The sequence below is a fragment of the Dactylosporangium sucinum genome, assembly GCF_014647515.1.
Lineage (GTDB): Bacteria > Actinomycetota > Actinomycetes > Mycobacteriales > Micromonosporaceae > Dactylosporangium > Dactylosporangium sucinum.
In genome coordinates this window covers 62,415-77,911 of record NZ_BMPI01000017.1, presented here as the reverse complement: position 1 = coordinate 77,911, position 15,497 = coordinate 62,415, and the positions used below count along the sequence as shown (strand labels likewise).

General features: G+C 72.7%; 13 protein-coding genes. 7 read left to right on the top strand and 6 right to left on the bottom strand.

What is annotated here, in order from left to right:
• Positions 1 to 187: 187 nt before the first annotated feature.
• Together IEZ31_RS19160 and IEZ31_RS19155 are read left to right on the top strand one after the other, a co-directional pair.
• Entirely contained in the window at positions 188 to 1,228 is a 1,041-nt protein-coding gene (locus IEZ31_RS19160) for a tetratricopeptide repeat protein (RefSeq protein WP_229835502.1), read from the top strand.
• The gene (locus IEZ31_RS19155; protein WP_229835499.1) at positions 1,225 to 1,824 is read left to right on the top strand and encodes an HD domain-containing protein; all 600 of its coding nucleotides are present in this window, start codon (positions 1,225 to 1,227) and stop codon (positions 1,822 to 1,824) included. The genes IEZ31_RS19160 and IEZ31_RS19155 overlap by 4 nt, the downstream gene beginning before the upstream one ends.
• Here IEZ31_RS19155 and bfr read toward each other — a convergent pair.
• From bfr to IEZ31_RS19140, 3 genes are all read right to left on the bottom strand, one after another.
• A complete protein-coding gene (gene bfr, locus IEZ31_RS19150) occupies positions 1,799 to 2,281 on the bottom strand; it encodes a bacterioferritin (protein WP_190251263.1) in 483 nt (160 codons plus the stop codon). The genes IEZ31_RS19155 and bfr overlap by 26 nt on opposite strands.
• A gap of 21 nt (positions 2,282 to 2,302) precedes the next feature.
• On the bottom strand, positions 2,303 to 2,491 hold the full coding sequence (locus tag IEZ31_RS19145) for a (2Fe-2S)-binding protein (protein WP_190251262.1): 189 nt from the start codon (positions 2,489 to 2,491) through the stop codon (positions 2,303 to 2,305).
• Positions 2,492 to 2,563: 72 nt separating this feature from the next.
• Positions 2,564 to 2,842 (bottom strand): DUF4031 domain-containing protein, encoded by a 279-nt coding sequence (locus IEZ31_RS19140; protein ID WP_190251337.1) that lies wholly within the window; start codon positions 2,840 to 2,842, stop codon positions 2,564 to 2,566.
• A 19-nt stretch (positions 2,843 to 2,861) separates the two neighbouring features.
• On the opposite strand from IEZ31_RS19140, the gene IEZ31_RS19135 reads away from it, so the two are divergent.
• Complete coding sequence (locus tag IEZ31_RS19135; protein ID WP_190251261.1) at positions 2,862 to 4,253, top strand: FAD-binding oxidoreductase; 1,392 nt, start codon at positions 2,862 to 2,864, stop codon at positions 4,251 to 4,253.
• A gap of 75 nt (positions 4,254 to 4,328) precedes the next feature.
• On the opposite strand, the gene IEZ31_RS19130 is transcribed toward IEZ31_RS19135, so the two are convergent.
• On the bottom strand, positions 4,329 to 6,173 hold the full coding sequence (locus tag IEZ31_RS19130) for a glycerol-3-phosphate dehydrogenase/oxidase (protein ID WP_190251260.1): 1,845 nt from the start codon (positions 6,171 to 6,173) through the stop codon (positions 4,329 to 4,331).
• Positions 6,174 to 6,239: 66 nt separating this feature from the next.
• Here IEZ31_RS19130 and IEZ31_RS19125 point away from each other — a divergent pair, with 66 nt between their 5' ends.
• The gene (locus IEZ31_RS19125; RefSeq protein ID WP_190251259.1) at positions 6,240 to 6,680 is read left to right on the top strand and encodes an SRPBCC family protein; all 441 of its coding nucleotides are present in this window, start codon (positions 6,240 to 6,242) and stop codon (positions 6,678 to 6,680) included.
• Here the strand turns inward: IEZ31_RS19125 and IEZ31_RS19120 are convergent.
• Positions 6,671 to 8,239 (bottom strand): phytoene desaturase family protein, encoded by a 1,569-nt coding sequence (locus IEZ31_RS19120; protein WP_190251258.1) that lies wholly within the window; start codon positions 8,237 to 8,239, stop codon positions 6,671 to 6,673. The genes IEZ31_RS19125 and IEZ31_RS19120 overlap by 10 nt on opposite strands.
• Before the next feature lie 53 nt (positions 8,240 to 8,292).
• Here IEZ31_RS19120 and IEZ31_RS19115 point away from each other — a divergent pair, with 53 nt between their 5' ends.
• The 3 genes from IEZ31_RS19115 to IEZ31_RS19105 all read left to right on the top strand — a co-directional run bounded on the left by IEZ31_RS19115 (position 8,293) and on the right by IEZ31_RS19105 (position 13,745).
• Complete coding sequence (locus IEZ31_RS19115; protein ID WP_190251257.1) at positions 8,293 to 10,614, top strand: S8 family serine peptidase; 2,322 nt, start codon at positions 8,293 to 8,295, stop codon at positions 10,612 to 10,614.
• Between the two features lie 874 nt (positions 10,615 to 11,488).
• Entirely contained in the window at positions 11,489 to 12,358 is an 870-nt protein-coding gene (locus tag IEZ31_RS19110; protein WP_190251256.1) for a GNAT family N-acetyltransferase, read from the top strand.
• Between the two features lie 301 nt (positions 12,359 to 12,659).
• Positions 12,660 to 13,745 carry a dipeptidase gene (locus IEZ31_RS19105; RefSeq protein ID WP_190251255.1) on the top strand — a complete coding sequence of 362 codons (1,086 nt, stop codon included), beginning with the start codon at positions 12,660 to 12,662 and terminating at the stop codon, positions 13,743 to 13,745.
• A 79-nt stretch (positions 13,746 to 13,824) separates the two neighbouring features.
• Here the strand turns inward: IEZ31_RS19105 and groL are convergent, their stop codons facing one another.
• Positions 13,825 to 15,447, bottom strand: coding sequence for a chaperonin GroEL (gene groL / locus IEZ31_RS19100; RefSeq protein WP_190251254.1), 1,623 nt, complete (start codon positions 15,445 to 15,447; stop codon positions 13,825 to 13,827).
• Positions 15,448 to 15,497: the final 50 nt, after the last annotated feature.

Genomic DNA, 15,497 nt, shown 5'->3' with positions numbered 1-15,497 from the left:
ACGGGTGCCGGGCACACCCGGTTCCTGGCCGAGGTGCGCAAGATCGCCCGGATGCGGGGCGTCGAGGCGCAGCTCGCGTTCGCCGACGTCGGCGAGCCTCGACCGGCCGGGCCGGCGGTCGTCTACGCCACCACCGACCTCCCGGGGCGGTGCGGCGCCGGAGGTCGGGCTGGCCGGGCCGGAGCAGGTGGAGTGGACCGGCCGGGTGGAGGCCGACTACCTGAACGTCCGGGCCGCGTTCGAGCACGCCGACGGGCGGACGAAGGCTCGCGTGTGTCTCGGGCTCTGGCGGTACTGGCGAAATGGCGCCCACATCGGCGAGGGGCGGGACTGGCTGGCCCTCGTGCTGGCGGCGCCCGACGAGCTGGGCGACGACGTGCGGGCGCGGCTGCTGCACGGCGCCGCGATCCTGGCCGCCACGCAGGACGAGCACGAGACCGCCTACGGGTTCGCTGTCGACAGTCTCGGCCGGGCCACCGCGGCCGGCGACCGGGCGACGATCGGCCACGCGCACAACGCGCTCGGCATCGCGGCGATCGGCGGCGGCGACCACGAGGCCGCCGTCGCGCACTTCGAGCAGAGCCTGGTCGTCTGGCGGGAGCTGGGTGTGCCGCCGGGGGTGGCGGCGGCGCTGGGCAACCTGAGCAAGGTGTCGCTGAGCCGCGGCGAGCTGGCGGCGGCCGAGCGCTACGCGGGCGAGTGCCTCGACCTGGAGCGGGCGAACGGCAACACCCGCGGGATCCTGCTCGCGCTGGAGTGCCGCGGGCAGATCATGCTCGCGCGGGGCGACGTGGCGGCGGCCCGCGCCGCGCTCGGCGAGAGCCTGGCGCTGAGCCGGCAGATCGGCGACGCGTTCGGCGCCGCGATGGCCCAGCACCAGCTCGGCCTGGCCGCCCGGGCCGACGGCGACCCGGCCGAGGCGCTGCGGCTGCTGGTGGCGGCGCTGGTCACCCGGCACGAGGTGGGCGACCGGCTGGACCTGGCGATCTCGCTCGACGTGGTGGCCGCCCTGCTGGCGCCCGATGACCCGGCCCACGCGGCCCGGCTGGTCGGCGCCGCCGACAACCTGCGCGCCAAGCACCGGCTCACGGAGCCGCCCGACGAACAGACGCTACGGTCCGCGACGCTGCCGATGCTCTCGGCCTACCCCAGGGACCGCGCGGCCGGTCGCGCCGCCAGCCTCGACCACATCGTCGCGACCCTCAAGGATCTAGGCTCGTCGGTGTGATCGAGCAGTGGCTCTTCCCGGGCGACTCCGTCGTCGGACCGGACCTGATCGCGCGGTACTCGGAGCCGCACCGGCGGTACCACACCCTGGAACACCTGGCGGCGATGCTTCGCGTCATCGATGAGCACTCGGTTCTGGCCGACGATGCCGACGCCGTTCGGCTGGCGGCCTGGTTCCACGACGCGGTCTACGTCCCGTTCGCGCAGGACAACGAGGAGCAGAGCGCCCAACTGGCACTCGACCGCCTTTCGCGGCTGGGGTGGCCCGCATCCCGCGCCGAGGAGGTCGCGCGGCTGGTGCGGCTCACCGCGGGGCACCGGGTGGCGCCCGGCGACCGCAACGGCGCCCTGCTCGCGGACGCCGACCTGGCGATCCTGGCGGCGGACCGGCCCGACTACGAGCGGTATGCGGCGGCGGTACGGGAGGAGTACGCGGCCGTGCCGGACGAGGTGTTCCGGCCGGGCCGGGCGGCGATCCTCCAGCAGCTGCTGGAGCTGCCCGAGCTCTATCGCGCCGTTCCTTCGCGGGCGGCCTGGACCGCCCGCGCACACGCGAACCTGCGGACGGAGATCAGGACGCTTCTGGGTGCTCGGTGACGTTCTGGAGGTACAACGCCTCCCCCAGCTTCTCGATCAGCCCGAGCTGGGTCTCCAGGTAGTCGACGTGGTGCTCCTCGTCGGCCAGGATGTCCTCGAAGATGTTCGCCGAGGTGACGTCGCCGATCGAGCGCATGTACTCGATCCCCCGGCGCAGCCGGTCGATGGCCTCCATCTCGACCTGCATGTCGCACCTGAACTGCTCCGGGACCGTCTCGCCGATGCGCAGCGCGAACAGGCGCTGGTAGTTCGGCAGGGCCTCCAGGAACAGGATCCGATCGGTGAGCACCTCCGCGTGCTTCATCTCGTCGATCGACTCGTGCCTGGTGTGCTTGGCGAGAATCGTGTAGCCCCAGTTCTCCTGCATCTTGGCGTGCAGGAAGTACTGGTTGATGGCGGTGAGCTCGGCGGTGAGCTGTTCGTTCAAGAACTCGATGACGCGTGCATCCCCTTGCATGTGGGCAGGGTAACGCCTTTTTTAGGCCAAAGCGGGCAACACGGCATTTGTCGCTTCCGCGTCGATCAGGTCGGCGATGCGGTCGAGGCAGGTGCCGCAGCCGGTGCCGGCACCGCACTCGTCACCGACGGCGTCCTCACTGTGCGCACCGGCGCGGATGGCCTGCCGGACCTCGCACTCCCTGACCCGGTGGCAGATGCAGACATACACGGCCGTACTCCTTGCTTAGGCTTGCCTAAGCAAGGGTGTCCTAACGTTCTCGTTTCCACAAGGCCTGAGCTGCTATTTTGCGGTTGTCGATCTGGACAAATGCCGCGGGCGGCGCAGCCCGGCCGCATGCAGGCGCTCGATGATCTCCCTGGACGACGTCAACCGGGCGCCCAGCCAGATCGCCGCCTGCACGCGGTCGGCGGGTATGTCGTAGTGGTCGCGCTCGAACCCGCGCCGCGGCGCGCCGATCAGCTCCGCGAAGGCGTGGAGCTCGGCCGGCGACACGTCACTGACGAGGTGTGACCAAAGTCGACCATGAGCGGGCCACCGCGGCGTGTCTATGTAGAGCACACCCACTAGCGTGCCAGGTATGGATCTCGTTGAGGAACTTCGCGCGGCGCTGCCTCACGAGGGTGGCGTGCTGACCGACCCCGACCTCGTCATGTCGTACCGGCATGACGAGGCCGACCTGGTGCCCTACGGCACGCCCTCGGTCGTCGTGCGGCCGCGCACGACGGGGCAGGTCTCGGCGGTCCTGCGCGCAGCGAGCCGGCACCGGGTGCCCGTGATCCCGCAGGGCGCCCGCTCCGGCCTGGCCGGCGGCGCGAACGCGATCGAGGGCGCGATCGTCCTGTCACTGACCGCGATGAACGAGATCGTGGACATCGACACGGAGAACCACATCGCGGTCGTCCAGCCGGGCGTCGTCAACGCGCAGCTGCACCGGGCCGTGGCCGAGAAGGGCCTGTACTACCCGCCGGACCCGGGCTCATGGGAGCAGTCGACCATCGGCGGGAACGTGTCGACGGACGCGGGCGGCATGTGCTGCGTGAAGTACGGCGTGACGAGCGAATACGTCATCGGCCTGGAGGTCGTGCTGGCCAGCGGCGAGGTCCTGCACTGCGGCCGCCGCACCGCGAAGGGCGTCGCCGGCTACGACCTGACCAGCCTGTTCGTCGGCTCCGAGGGCACGCTCGGCGTCATCACCGAGGTCACCGTCCGGCTCCGCCCGGCGCCGGAGCCGGCCCTGACCCTGGTCGCCGTCTTCGACACGTTCGCCGCCGCCGGCGCGGCCGTGTCCGGAATCGTCCGCTCCGGCCTGCAGCCGAGCATGCTGGAGGTCATCGACCGGGTCACGTTGAGCGCGATCGAGGCGTACCGCCCGATGGACCTCCCGACGACCGCCGCCGCCCTGCTCATCGCGGCGGTCGACTCCGGCAGCCGCGCCCCGGACGACCTGGCCCGGCTGGCGGCGACGTGCCACGAGGCCCGCGCGGCCGACGTGTACGTGGCCTCGGACGCGGCGGAGGCCGACGCGCTGCTGGCGGCGCGCCGCCTGGCCCACCCGGCGCTGGAGCAGTTCGCGGCGAACCTGTTCCCGGCCGGCGGCGGCGTCATGGTGGACGACGTGGCCGTCCCGCGCACGCGGCTGGTGGAGCTGATCGAGGGCATCGAGCGCATCTCCACCGAACACGGCATGGTGGTGGCCACGGTGGGCCACGCGGGCGACGGCAACCTGCACCCGATCATCGTGATCGACCGGTCGGACCCGGTGAGCATCGCGCAGGGCCAGAAGGTCTTCGACGCGATCATGTCCCTCGGGCTGTCCCTGGGCGGCACGTCGACGGGTGAGCACGGCGTGGGGCTGTTGAAGCGCGACTGGCTGGCGCGGGAGATCGGCCCGACGGGCCTGAAGGCGCACCGCTCGATCAAGGCAGCGCTGGATCCGGACAACATCCTGAACCCGGGCAAGATCTTCTAGCCTCCGCCCGGCCATGATCAAGGGAACCATCTGGCTGCCGGGCAGCCAAATGGTTCCCACGATCATGGGGCGCGGCTAGACGGAGGCGCGGTCGGCCATGAAGCCGCGGACGTCCGGGGCGCCCAGCCGGGCCGCGTCCGCGGTCAGGTCGTCCGGCATGCGCTGCGACTCCTGCTCGGCCGCCACCCGCGCCAGGTAGTGGTCCACCTCCCGGGACCGGGTCGCGCGGTCCCAGCCCAGCACGTCACCCATCACCTGGGCCGCGTCCGTCGCCGAGGCCACGCCGCGGTGGTCCGTCTCGAACGAGATCCGGGTGCGGCGGGTCAGCACGTCCTCCAGGTGCAGGGCGCCCTCCGCGAGCGCGGCGTAGGCCACCTCGGCCGCCAGGTACTCCGGCGCGCCCGGCAGCGAGCGGCGCAGCGCCGGGTCGAGGGAGAGCACCTCGAAGGCCAGCGAACCGTAGCGCTCCAGCAGGTGCTCCAGGACGCCCGCCGAGACGCCCTGGCGGCGGGCCAGGTCGGCGCGGTTCGTCCACAGCTGGTGGTAGCCGTCGGCGCCCAGCAGGGGGAGGTCGGCCGTGCGGGACGCCGGGACCAGGCCGCCGTGGCGGCGCAGGCCGCCCAGGCGGTGGGCCACGCGGTCGATGACGTCGGCGGCCATCACCCGGTACGTCGTGTACTTGCCGCCGGCGATCAGCATCAGGCCCAGCATCGGCTCGACGACCGCGTGCGTGCGGGAGAGGGCCGAGGTCTGCTCGTCGCGGCTGTGCGGCTGGCGTTGCTTGGCCTCGCGGGACAGCAGCGGGCGCAGGCCGGCGTAGACGCCCTCGATGTCCTCGGTGGTGAGCGGGCGTTCGAGGACGGCGTTGACCTGACCCAGCAGGTATGAGATGTCGGTCGCGGAGGCCGCCGGATGGCCGCGGTCGAGGGTCCAGTCGGTGTCGGTGGTGCCGATGATCCAGTGGCCGCCCCACGGGATGACGAAGAGGACCGACGTCGGGGTGCGCAGGATCAGGCCGGCCTCGCCGGTGATGGCGCTCCGCGGTACCACCAGGTGCACACCCTTGGAGGCGCGCACCTGCATGCCGGCCGACTCGCGCGGGCCCTCGCCGGACAGCAGGCCGGCGATGTCGTCCATCCACACGCCGGTGGCCGCGACCACGGTGCGGGCGTGGACCTCGAACTCCTCGCGGGACTCCAGGTCGCGGACCCGCACGCCGGTGACCTCGCGGGCGTCGCGCAGCAGGCCCACGGCCCGGGCGCTGGGCACCACGGCGGCGCCGAGGCTCGCGGCCGTGCGGGCGAGCGTCGCGACCAGGCGGGCGTCGTCGACCTGGCCGTCGAAGTACTGGATCGCGCCGCTGATCGCATCCTCGCGCAGCGACGGGAAGCGCCGGTGGGTCTCCGTGCGGGACAGGTGGCGGTGCAGCGGCATGCCACGGGGCGCCGAGCCACGCAGCTGGGCGGCGGCCGCGAAGGCGTCGTAGAGCCCGACGCCGGTGCCGTAGTACGCACGCTGCCAGGCCCGCTGCGCGAGCCCGGTCAGGCCGCGGTGCGCCGGGAGGGGCACCAGGATGGGCACCGGGCGGACCAGGTGCGGCGCCAGGCGGGTCGCCAGCAGGCCGCGCTCCTGGAGGGCCTCGGCGACCAGGCCGAACTCGAGCTGTTCGAGGTACCGCAGGCCCCCGTGAATCAGCTTGGAGGATCGGCTCGACGTCCCGGAGGCCAGGTCACGGGCCTCGACCAGGGCCACTGACAGCCCGCGGGAGGCGGCGTCGAGCGCGGCGCCCGCCCCGGTGACGCCACCGCCGATGATCAGGACGTCGAAGCGTTCCCGGCGCAGGCGGGCGACGTCCGCGGCGCGGCGGGCAGGTGAGAGACGGCTCGCCTCGAAACGGGACGTGGAGGGTTCACGACGCACACCAACACGGTAGCCGCGCGTGTCCCGGGATTGTGTGCGATGCGGCGCGCGGGGAATCAGGATGAGGTGTCCATCACCGAACGCATCGTCCGCGCGCCCGCCGACCGGGTCTATGGCGTCCTGTCCGACGGCTGGACGTACAGCGACTGGGTCGTCGGCACGACGCACGTCCGCGACGTCGACGAGGGCTGGCCGCGGGCCGGCACCCGGCTCCACCACAAGGCCGGCCCCTGGCCGGCGTCGGTCAAGGACCGCAGCGAGTCGCTGGAGTGCGAGCCGGGGCGGATGCTGCGGCTGAAGGTGCACCTGTGGCCGCTGGGTGCCGGCGAGGTGCGCTTCACGCTGGACGAGCTCGACGCCGGCGCCACGCGGGTGACCATGCAGGAGCAATTCACCGACGGGCCGATGATCGGCGCGCGGAACAAGGTCGGTGACGTCTTCCTGCACTACCGCAACGCGGAGGTACTGCGGCGCCTCGCCGACCTGGCGGAGCGCCGTCAGCGGTAGATCGCGCGCATGGCGGCGCCGATGCCCAGCCGGTACGCGTCGCCGAGCAGCGGCCGGTGCCGGGCCAGCGCCGCCCGCGCCGCGTTGGCGCCGGGCGCCCCGTGCACGCCGCCGCCCGGGTGCGCGCTGGAGCTGGCCAGGAACAGCCGGTCGATCGGCGTGTCGGCCCGCCCGAGCCCCGGCAGCGGACGCCACACGAGCTGCTGGAACGCGGCCGCCGTGCCGCCGTTGATCGCCCCGTCGACCAGCGACGGGTTCTTCGCCGCGAGCTCGGCGGGGCCGGCCACGTGCCGGCCGAGCACCAGGTCGTCGAAGCCCGGGGCATGCGCGCGCATCGCCCGCTCGACCCGCGCCACCTGGGCGTCCACGTCGTCCGGCTTGCTGCCGCGGGGGAGGTGGGTGTACGCCCAGAGCGTCTCCGTCCCGGCCGGCGAACGGGTCGGGTCCGTCGTGGTCATCTGCCCCACGAGCAGGAACGGGTCCTCCGGCGGCCGGCCCAGCGCGAGGTCCGCCGCGTAGCGGTGCGGGTCGGCGCCGAGGTGGATCGTGCCGGCCCCGCTCACCTCGGGAGCGAGCCACGGCACCGGCCCGGAGAGCGCCCAGTCGACCTTCAGCGTCGGGTTGTCCCAGCGGAAGCCGGCGAGATCCTCCAGCAGCCGCGCGGGCAGCTCCCCGGCGTCGACGAGGCTGCGGTACAGCGTGGGCGCCGCGACGTCGGCGAGCACCGCCTTGCGGGCCCGGAACAGGCGGCCGTCCGAGCAGCGCACGCCCAGCGCCCGGCCGGCGCCGACGATCACCCGCTCGACCGGCGACCGGCGGTGGATCACCCCGTCGAACCGGCGGACCAGCGCGTCGGTGAGCTCCTGTGCCCCGCCGACCGGCACCGGGAAGCCGTACTGCTGGCCCAGCATGGCGAGCAGCCAGCCGTACGCGCCGCTGGCCGCGTCGTCGGGGGCCAGGTCGGTGTGCAGGGCGAGGCCTTCGAGCAGCATCCGGGCGCCCTCGCCGCGGAACAGCTCCTCGCCGAGCACCCGCGCGGGGGCCAGGAACCGCCGGCCCAGCCGCAGCGCTCCGCCGAGGCCCGCGCGGGCCGCCAGCCGGGCGCCGGAGCGGACGGGTGGGAACGGGGTGAGCAGTGCGGGGACCAGGTCGTCGGACAGTGCGCGCCACTCGCGGTACAGCCGCTTGAACCGCTCGCCGTCCCCCGGCGCGAAGCCGTCCAGCGACTCCGCCGTGAGGTCCAGCTCGCGGCTGAGCACCGCCCCGCGGCCGTCGGGGAAGAGGTGCGCCACGACCTCGGGGGCGTGGGTCCAGCGCAGCCCGTGCGCCTCGAGATCGAGGGCGGTGAACACCGGGGACGCGGCACCCAGCGGGTAGAACGAGCTGCACACGTCGCTGCGGAACCCGGGCCTGACCAGCTCGGCCGAGCGGACCGCGCCGCCGACGTGCTCGGTCGCCTCCAGCACGGCCACGTCCCAGCCCGCGTCGGCCAGCAGATTGGCCGCCACGAGTCCGTTGTGACCGGCGCCGACGACGACCGCGTCCACCGTCTCCGTCATAACCCCCAGTCTGCTCCCCCGGGATTGTCGTACGCACGCCGTAGAGTCCGAGCATGGTTCAGGTCCCGCCGGTGCCGTTTGCCGCGCCGCCGCCCCGGCCGCCGAGTCGCGGTTGGGCGATCGCCCTCACCATCCTGGTGGGGTTGTGGACGGTCGCCCTCGTCGTGGTGGTCAACGCCGTGCTGTGGCTGGTGGGCGACACGCTGACGATCAGCGGGCTGTCGATGCCGCGGGCGTTCTGGTTGCTCGCCGCGGTGCTCGTCACCCTGTTCGCGGGGGTGCCGGCGCTGCTGCTCGGGCTGCTGTCGCGGGTGCCGTTCGCCCGCACGGCCGGCCGGCAGTGGGCGTTCGCCGCGCTGTTCGGCGGCGTGCTGAGCGCGGTGCGGCTGGTCCCGGAGACCTATCACGAGCTCTATCTGGCGATCGTCGCCGTCGTGGCGGCGATCGGCGCGGCCATCCACACGAGCGTCACCGGCCGCCGCGAGCGGGCCGACGGCTGGCTGTTCTGGCTCAGCCTCGCGGCCGGCCTGGTGCTGCTGCTCCCGTGGTTGTGGGTCGGCGCGCTCGGCGGCCTCCTGGAGACCGTCCTCGCCCTGCTCGCCGCGCTCGCGGTGAGCTGGCTCGCCGCGCGCCCGGTGACCGCCCTCGCCTCGATCGGCATGGGCTTCCGCAGCAACTGGGGCGGCGCGGTCGTCGGCGGGCTGGCGATCGGGGTCGGGCTGGCCTCGATCGCGGGCGGGGTCGGCGAGCCGGCCGTGCAGTTGCTCGCGCTGCTGTGCGTGCCGCCGGCGGCGTTCGCGATCGCCGCGCTGCACCGGCGGGGCCGCCCCTCGGTGGTGGCCCTGCTGACGCCGACGCTGTTCGGGCCGCTGGGGTTCGTCGACCCGGAGGAGACCTCGCTCATCCTGGGCCTGCGCGACGGGCTGTTCTGGGGCCTCGTGGGCGCCGCGGCGGCGCTCGTGCTCGCCCTGCTCGTCGCCGCGCTCGTGCTGGTCGTCTTCCGGCGGGTGCGCTGGCACGCGTGGCTCGCCGGGGTGGCGGCCGCCGTCGTCGCGGTCGGCGCCGCGGTGGTCTACACGGCGCTGGGCCAGCCGGGGTTCGCCGGCGAGCGGCTGTTCGTGGTCATGAAGGAGCAGGCCGACCTGAGCGGGTTGAGCGGCGTCAGCGACCAGACGGCGCGGGTCCGGCAGACCTACGAGCGGCTGGTCGCCACCGCCGAGCGGTCCCAGGCCTCGCTGCGCAAGGCGCTGCGCGACAAGCGCGTCGGCTACACGCCGTTCTACCTCGTCAACGGGATCGAGGTCGACGCCGGGCCGGTGGCGCGGCAGTGGCTGGAGAGCCGCTCCGACGTCGCCAAGGTGCTGCTCAACCCGCACCTGCGGCCGCTGCCGGCCACGGCCGAGCCGATGCGCGGCACGGTCGACGCGCCGCCGTCCACGCCGTGGAACCTGACGCTGATCCAGGCGGATGCGGTCTGGAAGAGCTATGGGGACGGGAAGGGCATCGTCGTCGGCAGTTCCGACTCCGGCGTCGACGGCAACCACCCGGCGCTGCGCGGCAACTTCCGCGGCGGCGACGACTCGTGGCTCGACCCGTTCGGCCACGCCAGGACCCCCACCGACAACAACGGCCACGGCACCCACACGCTCGCCACCGCCGTGGGCAAGGGCGTCGGCGTGGCCCCGGGCGCGCAGTGGATCGCCTGCGAAAACCTCCCCCGCAACCTGGGCAGCATGGCCAACTACCTGAGCTGCCTGCAGTTCATGCTCGCGCCCTATCCGGCGGGCGCCGACCCCTGGCACGCCGGCCGCCCCGATCGGGCCCCGCAGGTCCTGACGAACTCGTGGGGCTGCCCGGAGGTCGAGGGCTGCGACCTGACCTCGCTGCGCCCGGCCATCGACGCCTTCGCCGCCGCCGGCATCTTCTTCGTGGCCGCGGCCGGCAACACGGGCCCCAACTGCGAGACCATCACGGACCCACCGTCCAACTTCGCCGCCACGTTCACGGTCGGCGCCGTCGACCGAGCGTCGGAGGTGGCCGAGTTCTCCAGCCGCGGCCCGACCCCCGCCGGCCTGACGAAGCCCAACATCATGGCCCCCGGCGTCAACGTGCTGTCCGCACTGCCGGGCGGCCGCTACGGCTACCTGAGCGGCACGTCGATGGCCACCCCACACGTGGCCGGCGTCGTGGCCCTGATGTGGTCGGCCAACCCGTCCCTGATCGGCAAGGTGGAGGAGACCCGGGCGATCCTGGAACGCACGGCCCGCCCGCTGACCCCGCTGACCTCCCCGTGCGCCACCCCGGCCGACGTGGTGGGCTCCGGCTTGGTGGACGCCTTGGCCGCGGTGGCCGCAACGCCGCGCCCCACGCCGTAACCCGCCGCTCCGCACGCCCCGGCCGACGTCACACCCTGGCCCGCCGCCACCAGGTCGGCCGGGTGTGACGTCGCCGCGGGGCCCAGGCGCCCGACCCTCCGCAGAGGTGGCGCCCCAACCCGTTCCAGCACCGCGACTCGACCCGCCGCCATGCCCGGATCTCGCGCCGCGCGTGGACCTGGCGCCATGCCCGGATCCGGCGCCGCGACTCGACCTGCCGCCGCGCCGGGATCTCGTGCCGCGTCTCGACCTGGCGCCACGACTGGATTCGGCGCCGTGACTCGACTCGTCGTCGCTGGTCGCTGCCCGTGCTCGCACCTCGGCACGCAACGGGGACAGTCTCCGCCGCATCGTTGCCCGATAAATCGGAAATGTCGGGTAAGAGCCTTCCGTGGCCGGTCAAGTAGGTGGCAATCTCGGCCGGAGACGGCCACGGCCAGCAAGCACCCAGGGGAGCCGAGCCCTCCGCGCCCACCCAACCCTGCCCAACCTCACGCAAACCCCGGACCAACCACGCCCGATCCCGACCCGGCTCGGCCCTGCCCGATCCGGCCCGACCCGGCCCTGCCCGATCCGGCTCGACCCGGCCCCGCCCATGATCGTGGGCGAGTTCTGGTTGCTGGGGCTCAATGGCTCCCTTGATCATGGGGTGCTGCGCGGCTGGGAGTTGCGTTCGGGTGTGGCCGTGATCGATGGAGAGTTCTGGTTGCCATGGCAGCCAGGGGGCTCCATTGATCATGGGGTTCCACTGTGGCGTGGGTGGGTGGCTGGCAGCATGGGGCGTGTAACAGCGTTTGTTACATCGTGGTGACGGTCTGGGCGGCCGGGGCCCGTTTTGTCCCAGGGCGCGGTAACAGTTAGGTATGTTTACCAAATGATCGTGGACCTTGAGGAGCTGGATACCGCTGCGCGGATCGCGGCCGGGGCGCTTGATCTTGACGATGACGGCGCCGAGGCCGGGGTGCTGGTGCGGCGGCTGGCTCGGCCGCCGGCCGGGCGGGTCGGGTTTCGGCTCGTTGACGACCGCGGCCACGGGGTTCTCTTTGGCTCCGTCAGCGATCGGGACTCCCGGCTCGGGCATGTCGAGCTGCTCGCCGTACGAGAACAGGCGCGGCGGCGGGGAGTCGGGAGTGAGCTGCTTGCCGCGGCCGAGGAGCGGTTGCGGGGGCTCGGGTGTGAGCGGGTTCGGATCGGGGGGAATCCGCCCTGCTATGCGTGGCCGGGGATCGACGTGCGGTACACCGGCGCGATCTGCCTGGCGAAGCGAGCGGGATACGACCTCGAGAACACCGCCTGGAACATGACCGCCGATCTGCGCCGGGCCGGTGACGACGCCGAGCGGGACGAGCAGCGGCTGGCCGGCAGCGGGGTCAAGGTCGTCGACGGCGGGCCGGACACCGTCGAGTGGGTGCGGAACATCTGGGGGGACGGCTGGGCCTGGGAGGTCGGCCAGTCGATCGGGCGGGACGGCGCCGGGTGCTACGTCGCCGTGCGGGACGGGGAGATCCTCGGGTTCGCGGCGTACGGGGCGAACCGGCCCAGCTGGTTCGGGCCGATGGGCACCGCGCCCGCGGCGGAAGGGCTCGGGGTCGGGCGGGTGCTGCTGCGGCGGTGCCTCGCCGACCAGCGAGCGAACCGCCACGATACCGCCCAGATCGGGTGGGCCGGGCCGATCGCGTTCTACTCCAAGGCCGTCGGCGCTCGCATCGAGCGGATCTTCTGGATCTACGGTAAGGCGTTGTAGCGGCATGCGAGGCGGGCCGATGGGTTCGCCATCCGGTCCCGCCCCGCACACCTGCCGCCGGTACCCCGTGATCCCCCGTCATGCCACGAGGAGCCGACGTCTCCCGTTCACCTACCGATCGGGCTGATTGCCGCGCTTGTCCTGCAGCGACGTCTGCCGGCCGCCTTCACCATATGAGGACGGTTCGGATCACCGCGGCAAAACGCGCATATCGCACCGGGCGCCGAGCACGCTGCGGGAGGGGCTGCGGGCGCCGCGGGAGCGGCTTCAGCAACCGGCGCGAGCGGCTTAAGGTCGAGTCATGAGCGCGGCCGTACCGGTCATCGACGGACACAACGACCTTCCGTGGCGCCTGCGCGTACGCGACCCGCAGGAACGGCTCGACGCCGGGGCCGATCTCGCCGGGCACGGCCTCCACACCGACCTGCCGCGGCTGCGCAAGGGCGGCGTCGGGGCGCAGTTCTGGTCCGTGTACGTGCCCGTCGACCGGCCCGGGGCAACCGCCGCGGTCCAGGTGCTGGAACAGATCGACCTCGTGCGGCGGCTGGCCGACAAGCACCCCGCCGACCTGGCCATCGCGACGAGCGCCGACGACGTCGAACGGATCGCGGCCACGGGCCGGGTCGCGTCACTGCTCGGCGCGGAGGGCGGTCACTGCCTGGACAATTCCCTGGGTGTACTGCGGGCGCTGCACCGCCTCGGCGTGCGGTACCTGACGCTGACGCACTCGCGGAACACCGCCTGGGCGGACAGTGCGACCGACGGGCCGGGCGTCGGGGGCCTGTCGCCGTTCGGGCACGAGGTGGTCCGCGAGATGAACCGCCTCGGCATGCTCGTCGACCTCTCGCACGTGGCCCCGAGCACGATGCACGCCGCTCTGGACACATCGACGAAGCCGGCGTTCTTCTCGCACTCGTCCGCCCGGGCGCTGTGCGACCACCCGCGCAACGTCCCCGACGACGTCCTCACCCGGGTCCGCGACACGGGCGGCGTGGTCATGGTGACCTTCGTACCGTTCTTCCTGAACGAGGCCTGCCGGCAGTGGGGCGACGAGCTGTACCGCGTGGAGGACGCCATCGCCGCCCCGTGGGACACCGAGGAGTTCGAGCGGGAACGAGCCGCCTGGATCGCGGCCAACCCGTGCCCGCCGTCGAGCATCAAGGATGTCGCCGACCACATCGAGCACGTCCGCGAGGTGGCCGGACCGGGCTCGGTGGGCCTGGGCGGCGACTTCGACGGCACCGAGGTGCTGCCCGACGGCCTCCACGACGTGAGCACGTACCCGGCCCTGTTCGAGGAGCTGCGCTCCCGCAGCTGGTCGGAGCCGGAGCTGCGAGCCCTCGGCTGGGACAACACGCTGCGCGTCCTGCGCGAAACCTGCGGATAGCCGGCGCGAACAGCGGGGCCGGAAAAGCGAAGCGGGCCGGGCACCTCGCGGTGCCCGGCCCGTTCAAGAAGTCACGGACTCAGAAGTCCATGTCGCCGCCGCCGGGGGCGCCGGCCGGGGCCTTCTCCTTCTCCGGCTTGTCCGCCACCACGGCCTCCGTGGTGAGGAACAGGGCCGCGATGGAAGCGGCGTTCTGCAGCGCGGAGCGGGTCACCTTGGCCGGGTCGATGATGCCCTCGGCCAGCAGGTTGACGTAGTCGCCCGTCGCGGCGTTGAGGCCGTGACCGGCCTCCAGGTTGCGCACGCGCTCGACGACGACGCCGCCCTCGAGGCCCGCGTTGACCGCGATCTGACGCAGCGGGGCGTCGAGCGCGACCTTCACGATCTGCGCGCCGGTCGCCTCGTCGCCGACCAGGTCGAGCTTGTCGAAGGCGGTCTTGCCGGCCTGGACCAGCGCGACGCCACCACCCGGGACGATGCCCTCCTCGACGGCCGCCTTCGCGTTGCGAACGGCGTCCTCGATGCGGTGCTTGCGCTCCTTGAGCTCGACCTCGGTCGCGGCGCCGACCTTGATGACCGCAACACCGCCGGCCAGCTTGGCCAGGCGCTCCTGCAGCTTCTCGCGGTCGTAGTCGCTGTCGCTCTTCTCGATCTCGGCGCGGATCTGCGCGACGCGGCCGTTGATCGCCTCGGAGTCGCCGGCGCCGTCCACAACCGTGGTCTCGTCCTTGGTCACGACGACCTTGCGGGCGCGGCCGAGCAGGCTGAGGTCGGCGTTCTCCAGCTTGAGGCCGACGGTCTCGCTGATGACCTGACCGCCGGTCAGGATCGCGATGTCGGTCAGCATGGCCTTGCGGCGGTCACCGAAGCCGGGGGCCTTGACGGCGACCGACTTGAAGGTGCCGCGGATCTTGTTCACCACGAGGGTCGCCAGGGCCTCGGCCTCGACGTCCTCGGAGATGATCGCGAGCGGCTTGCCCGACTGCATGACCTTCTCCAGCACCGGGAGGAGGTCCTTCACCGCGGAGATCTTCGACTCGACGATGAGGATGTAGGGGTCGTCGAGGACGGCCTCCATCCGCTCGGTGTCGGTCACGAAGTACGGCGAGATGTAGCCCTTGTCGAAGCGCATGCCCTCGGTGAGCTCCAGCTCGAGCCCGAAGGTGTTGCTCTCCTCGACGGTGATGACGCCTTCCTTGCCGACCTTGTCCATCGCCTCGGCGATGATCTCGCCGACCGTGGAGTCACCGGCGGAGATCGAGGCGGTGGAGGCGATCTGCTCCTTGGTCTCGACGTCCTTGGCCAGGTTGGCGAGCTCGTCGGCGACGGACGCGACCGCCGCCTCGATGCCGCGCTTCAGGGCCATCGGGTTGGCGCCGGCCGCGACGTTGCGCAGGCCTTCGCGCACGAGCGCCTGGGCGAGGACGGTCGCCGTCGTCGTGCCGTCACCGGCGACGTCGTCGGTCTTCTTGGCGACCTCCTTGACCAGCTCGGCGCCGATCTTCTCGTACGGGTCCTCGAGCTCGATCTCCTTGGCGATGCTCACACCATCGTTGGTGATGGTGGGGGCGCCCCACTTCTTCTCGAGGACGACGTTGCGGCCCTTCGGGCCCAGCGTCACCTTGACGGCGTCGGCGAGGGTGTTCATGCCCCGCTCAAGACCGCGGCGGGCTTCCTCGTCGAACGCGATAATCTTGGCCATTCGGCGTTGTCCTCCTGGACGCTCACGATTCGCCTGCGACCCGCGTGGGG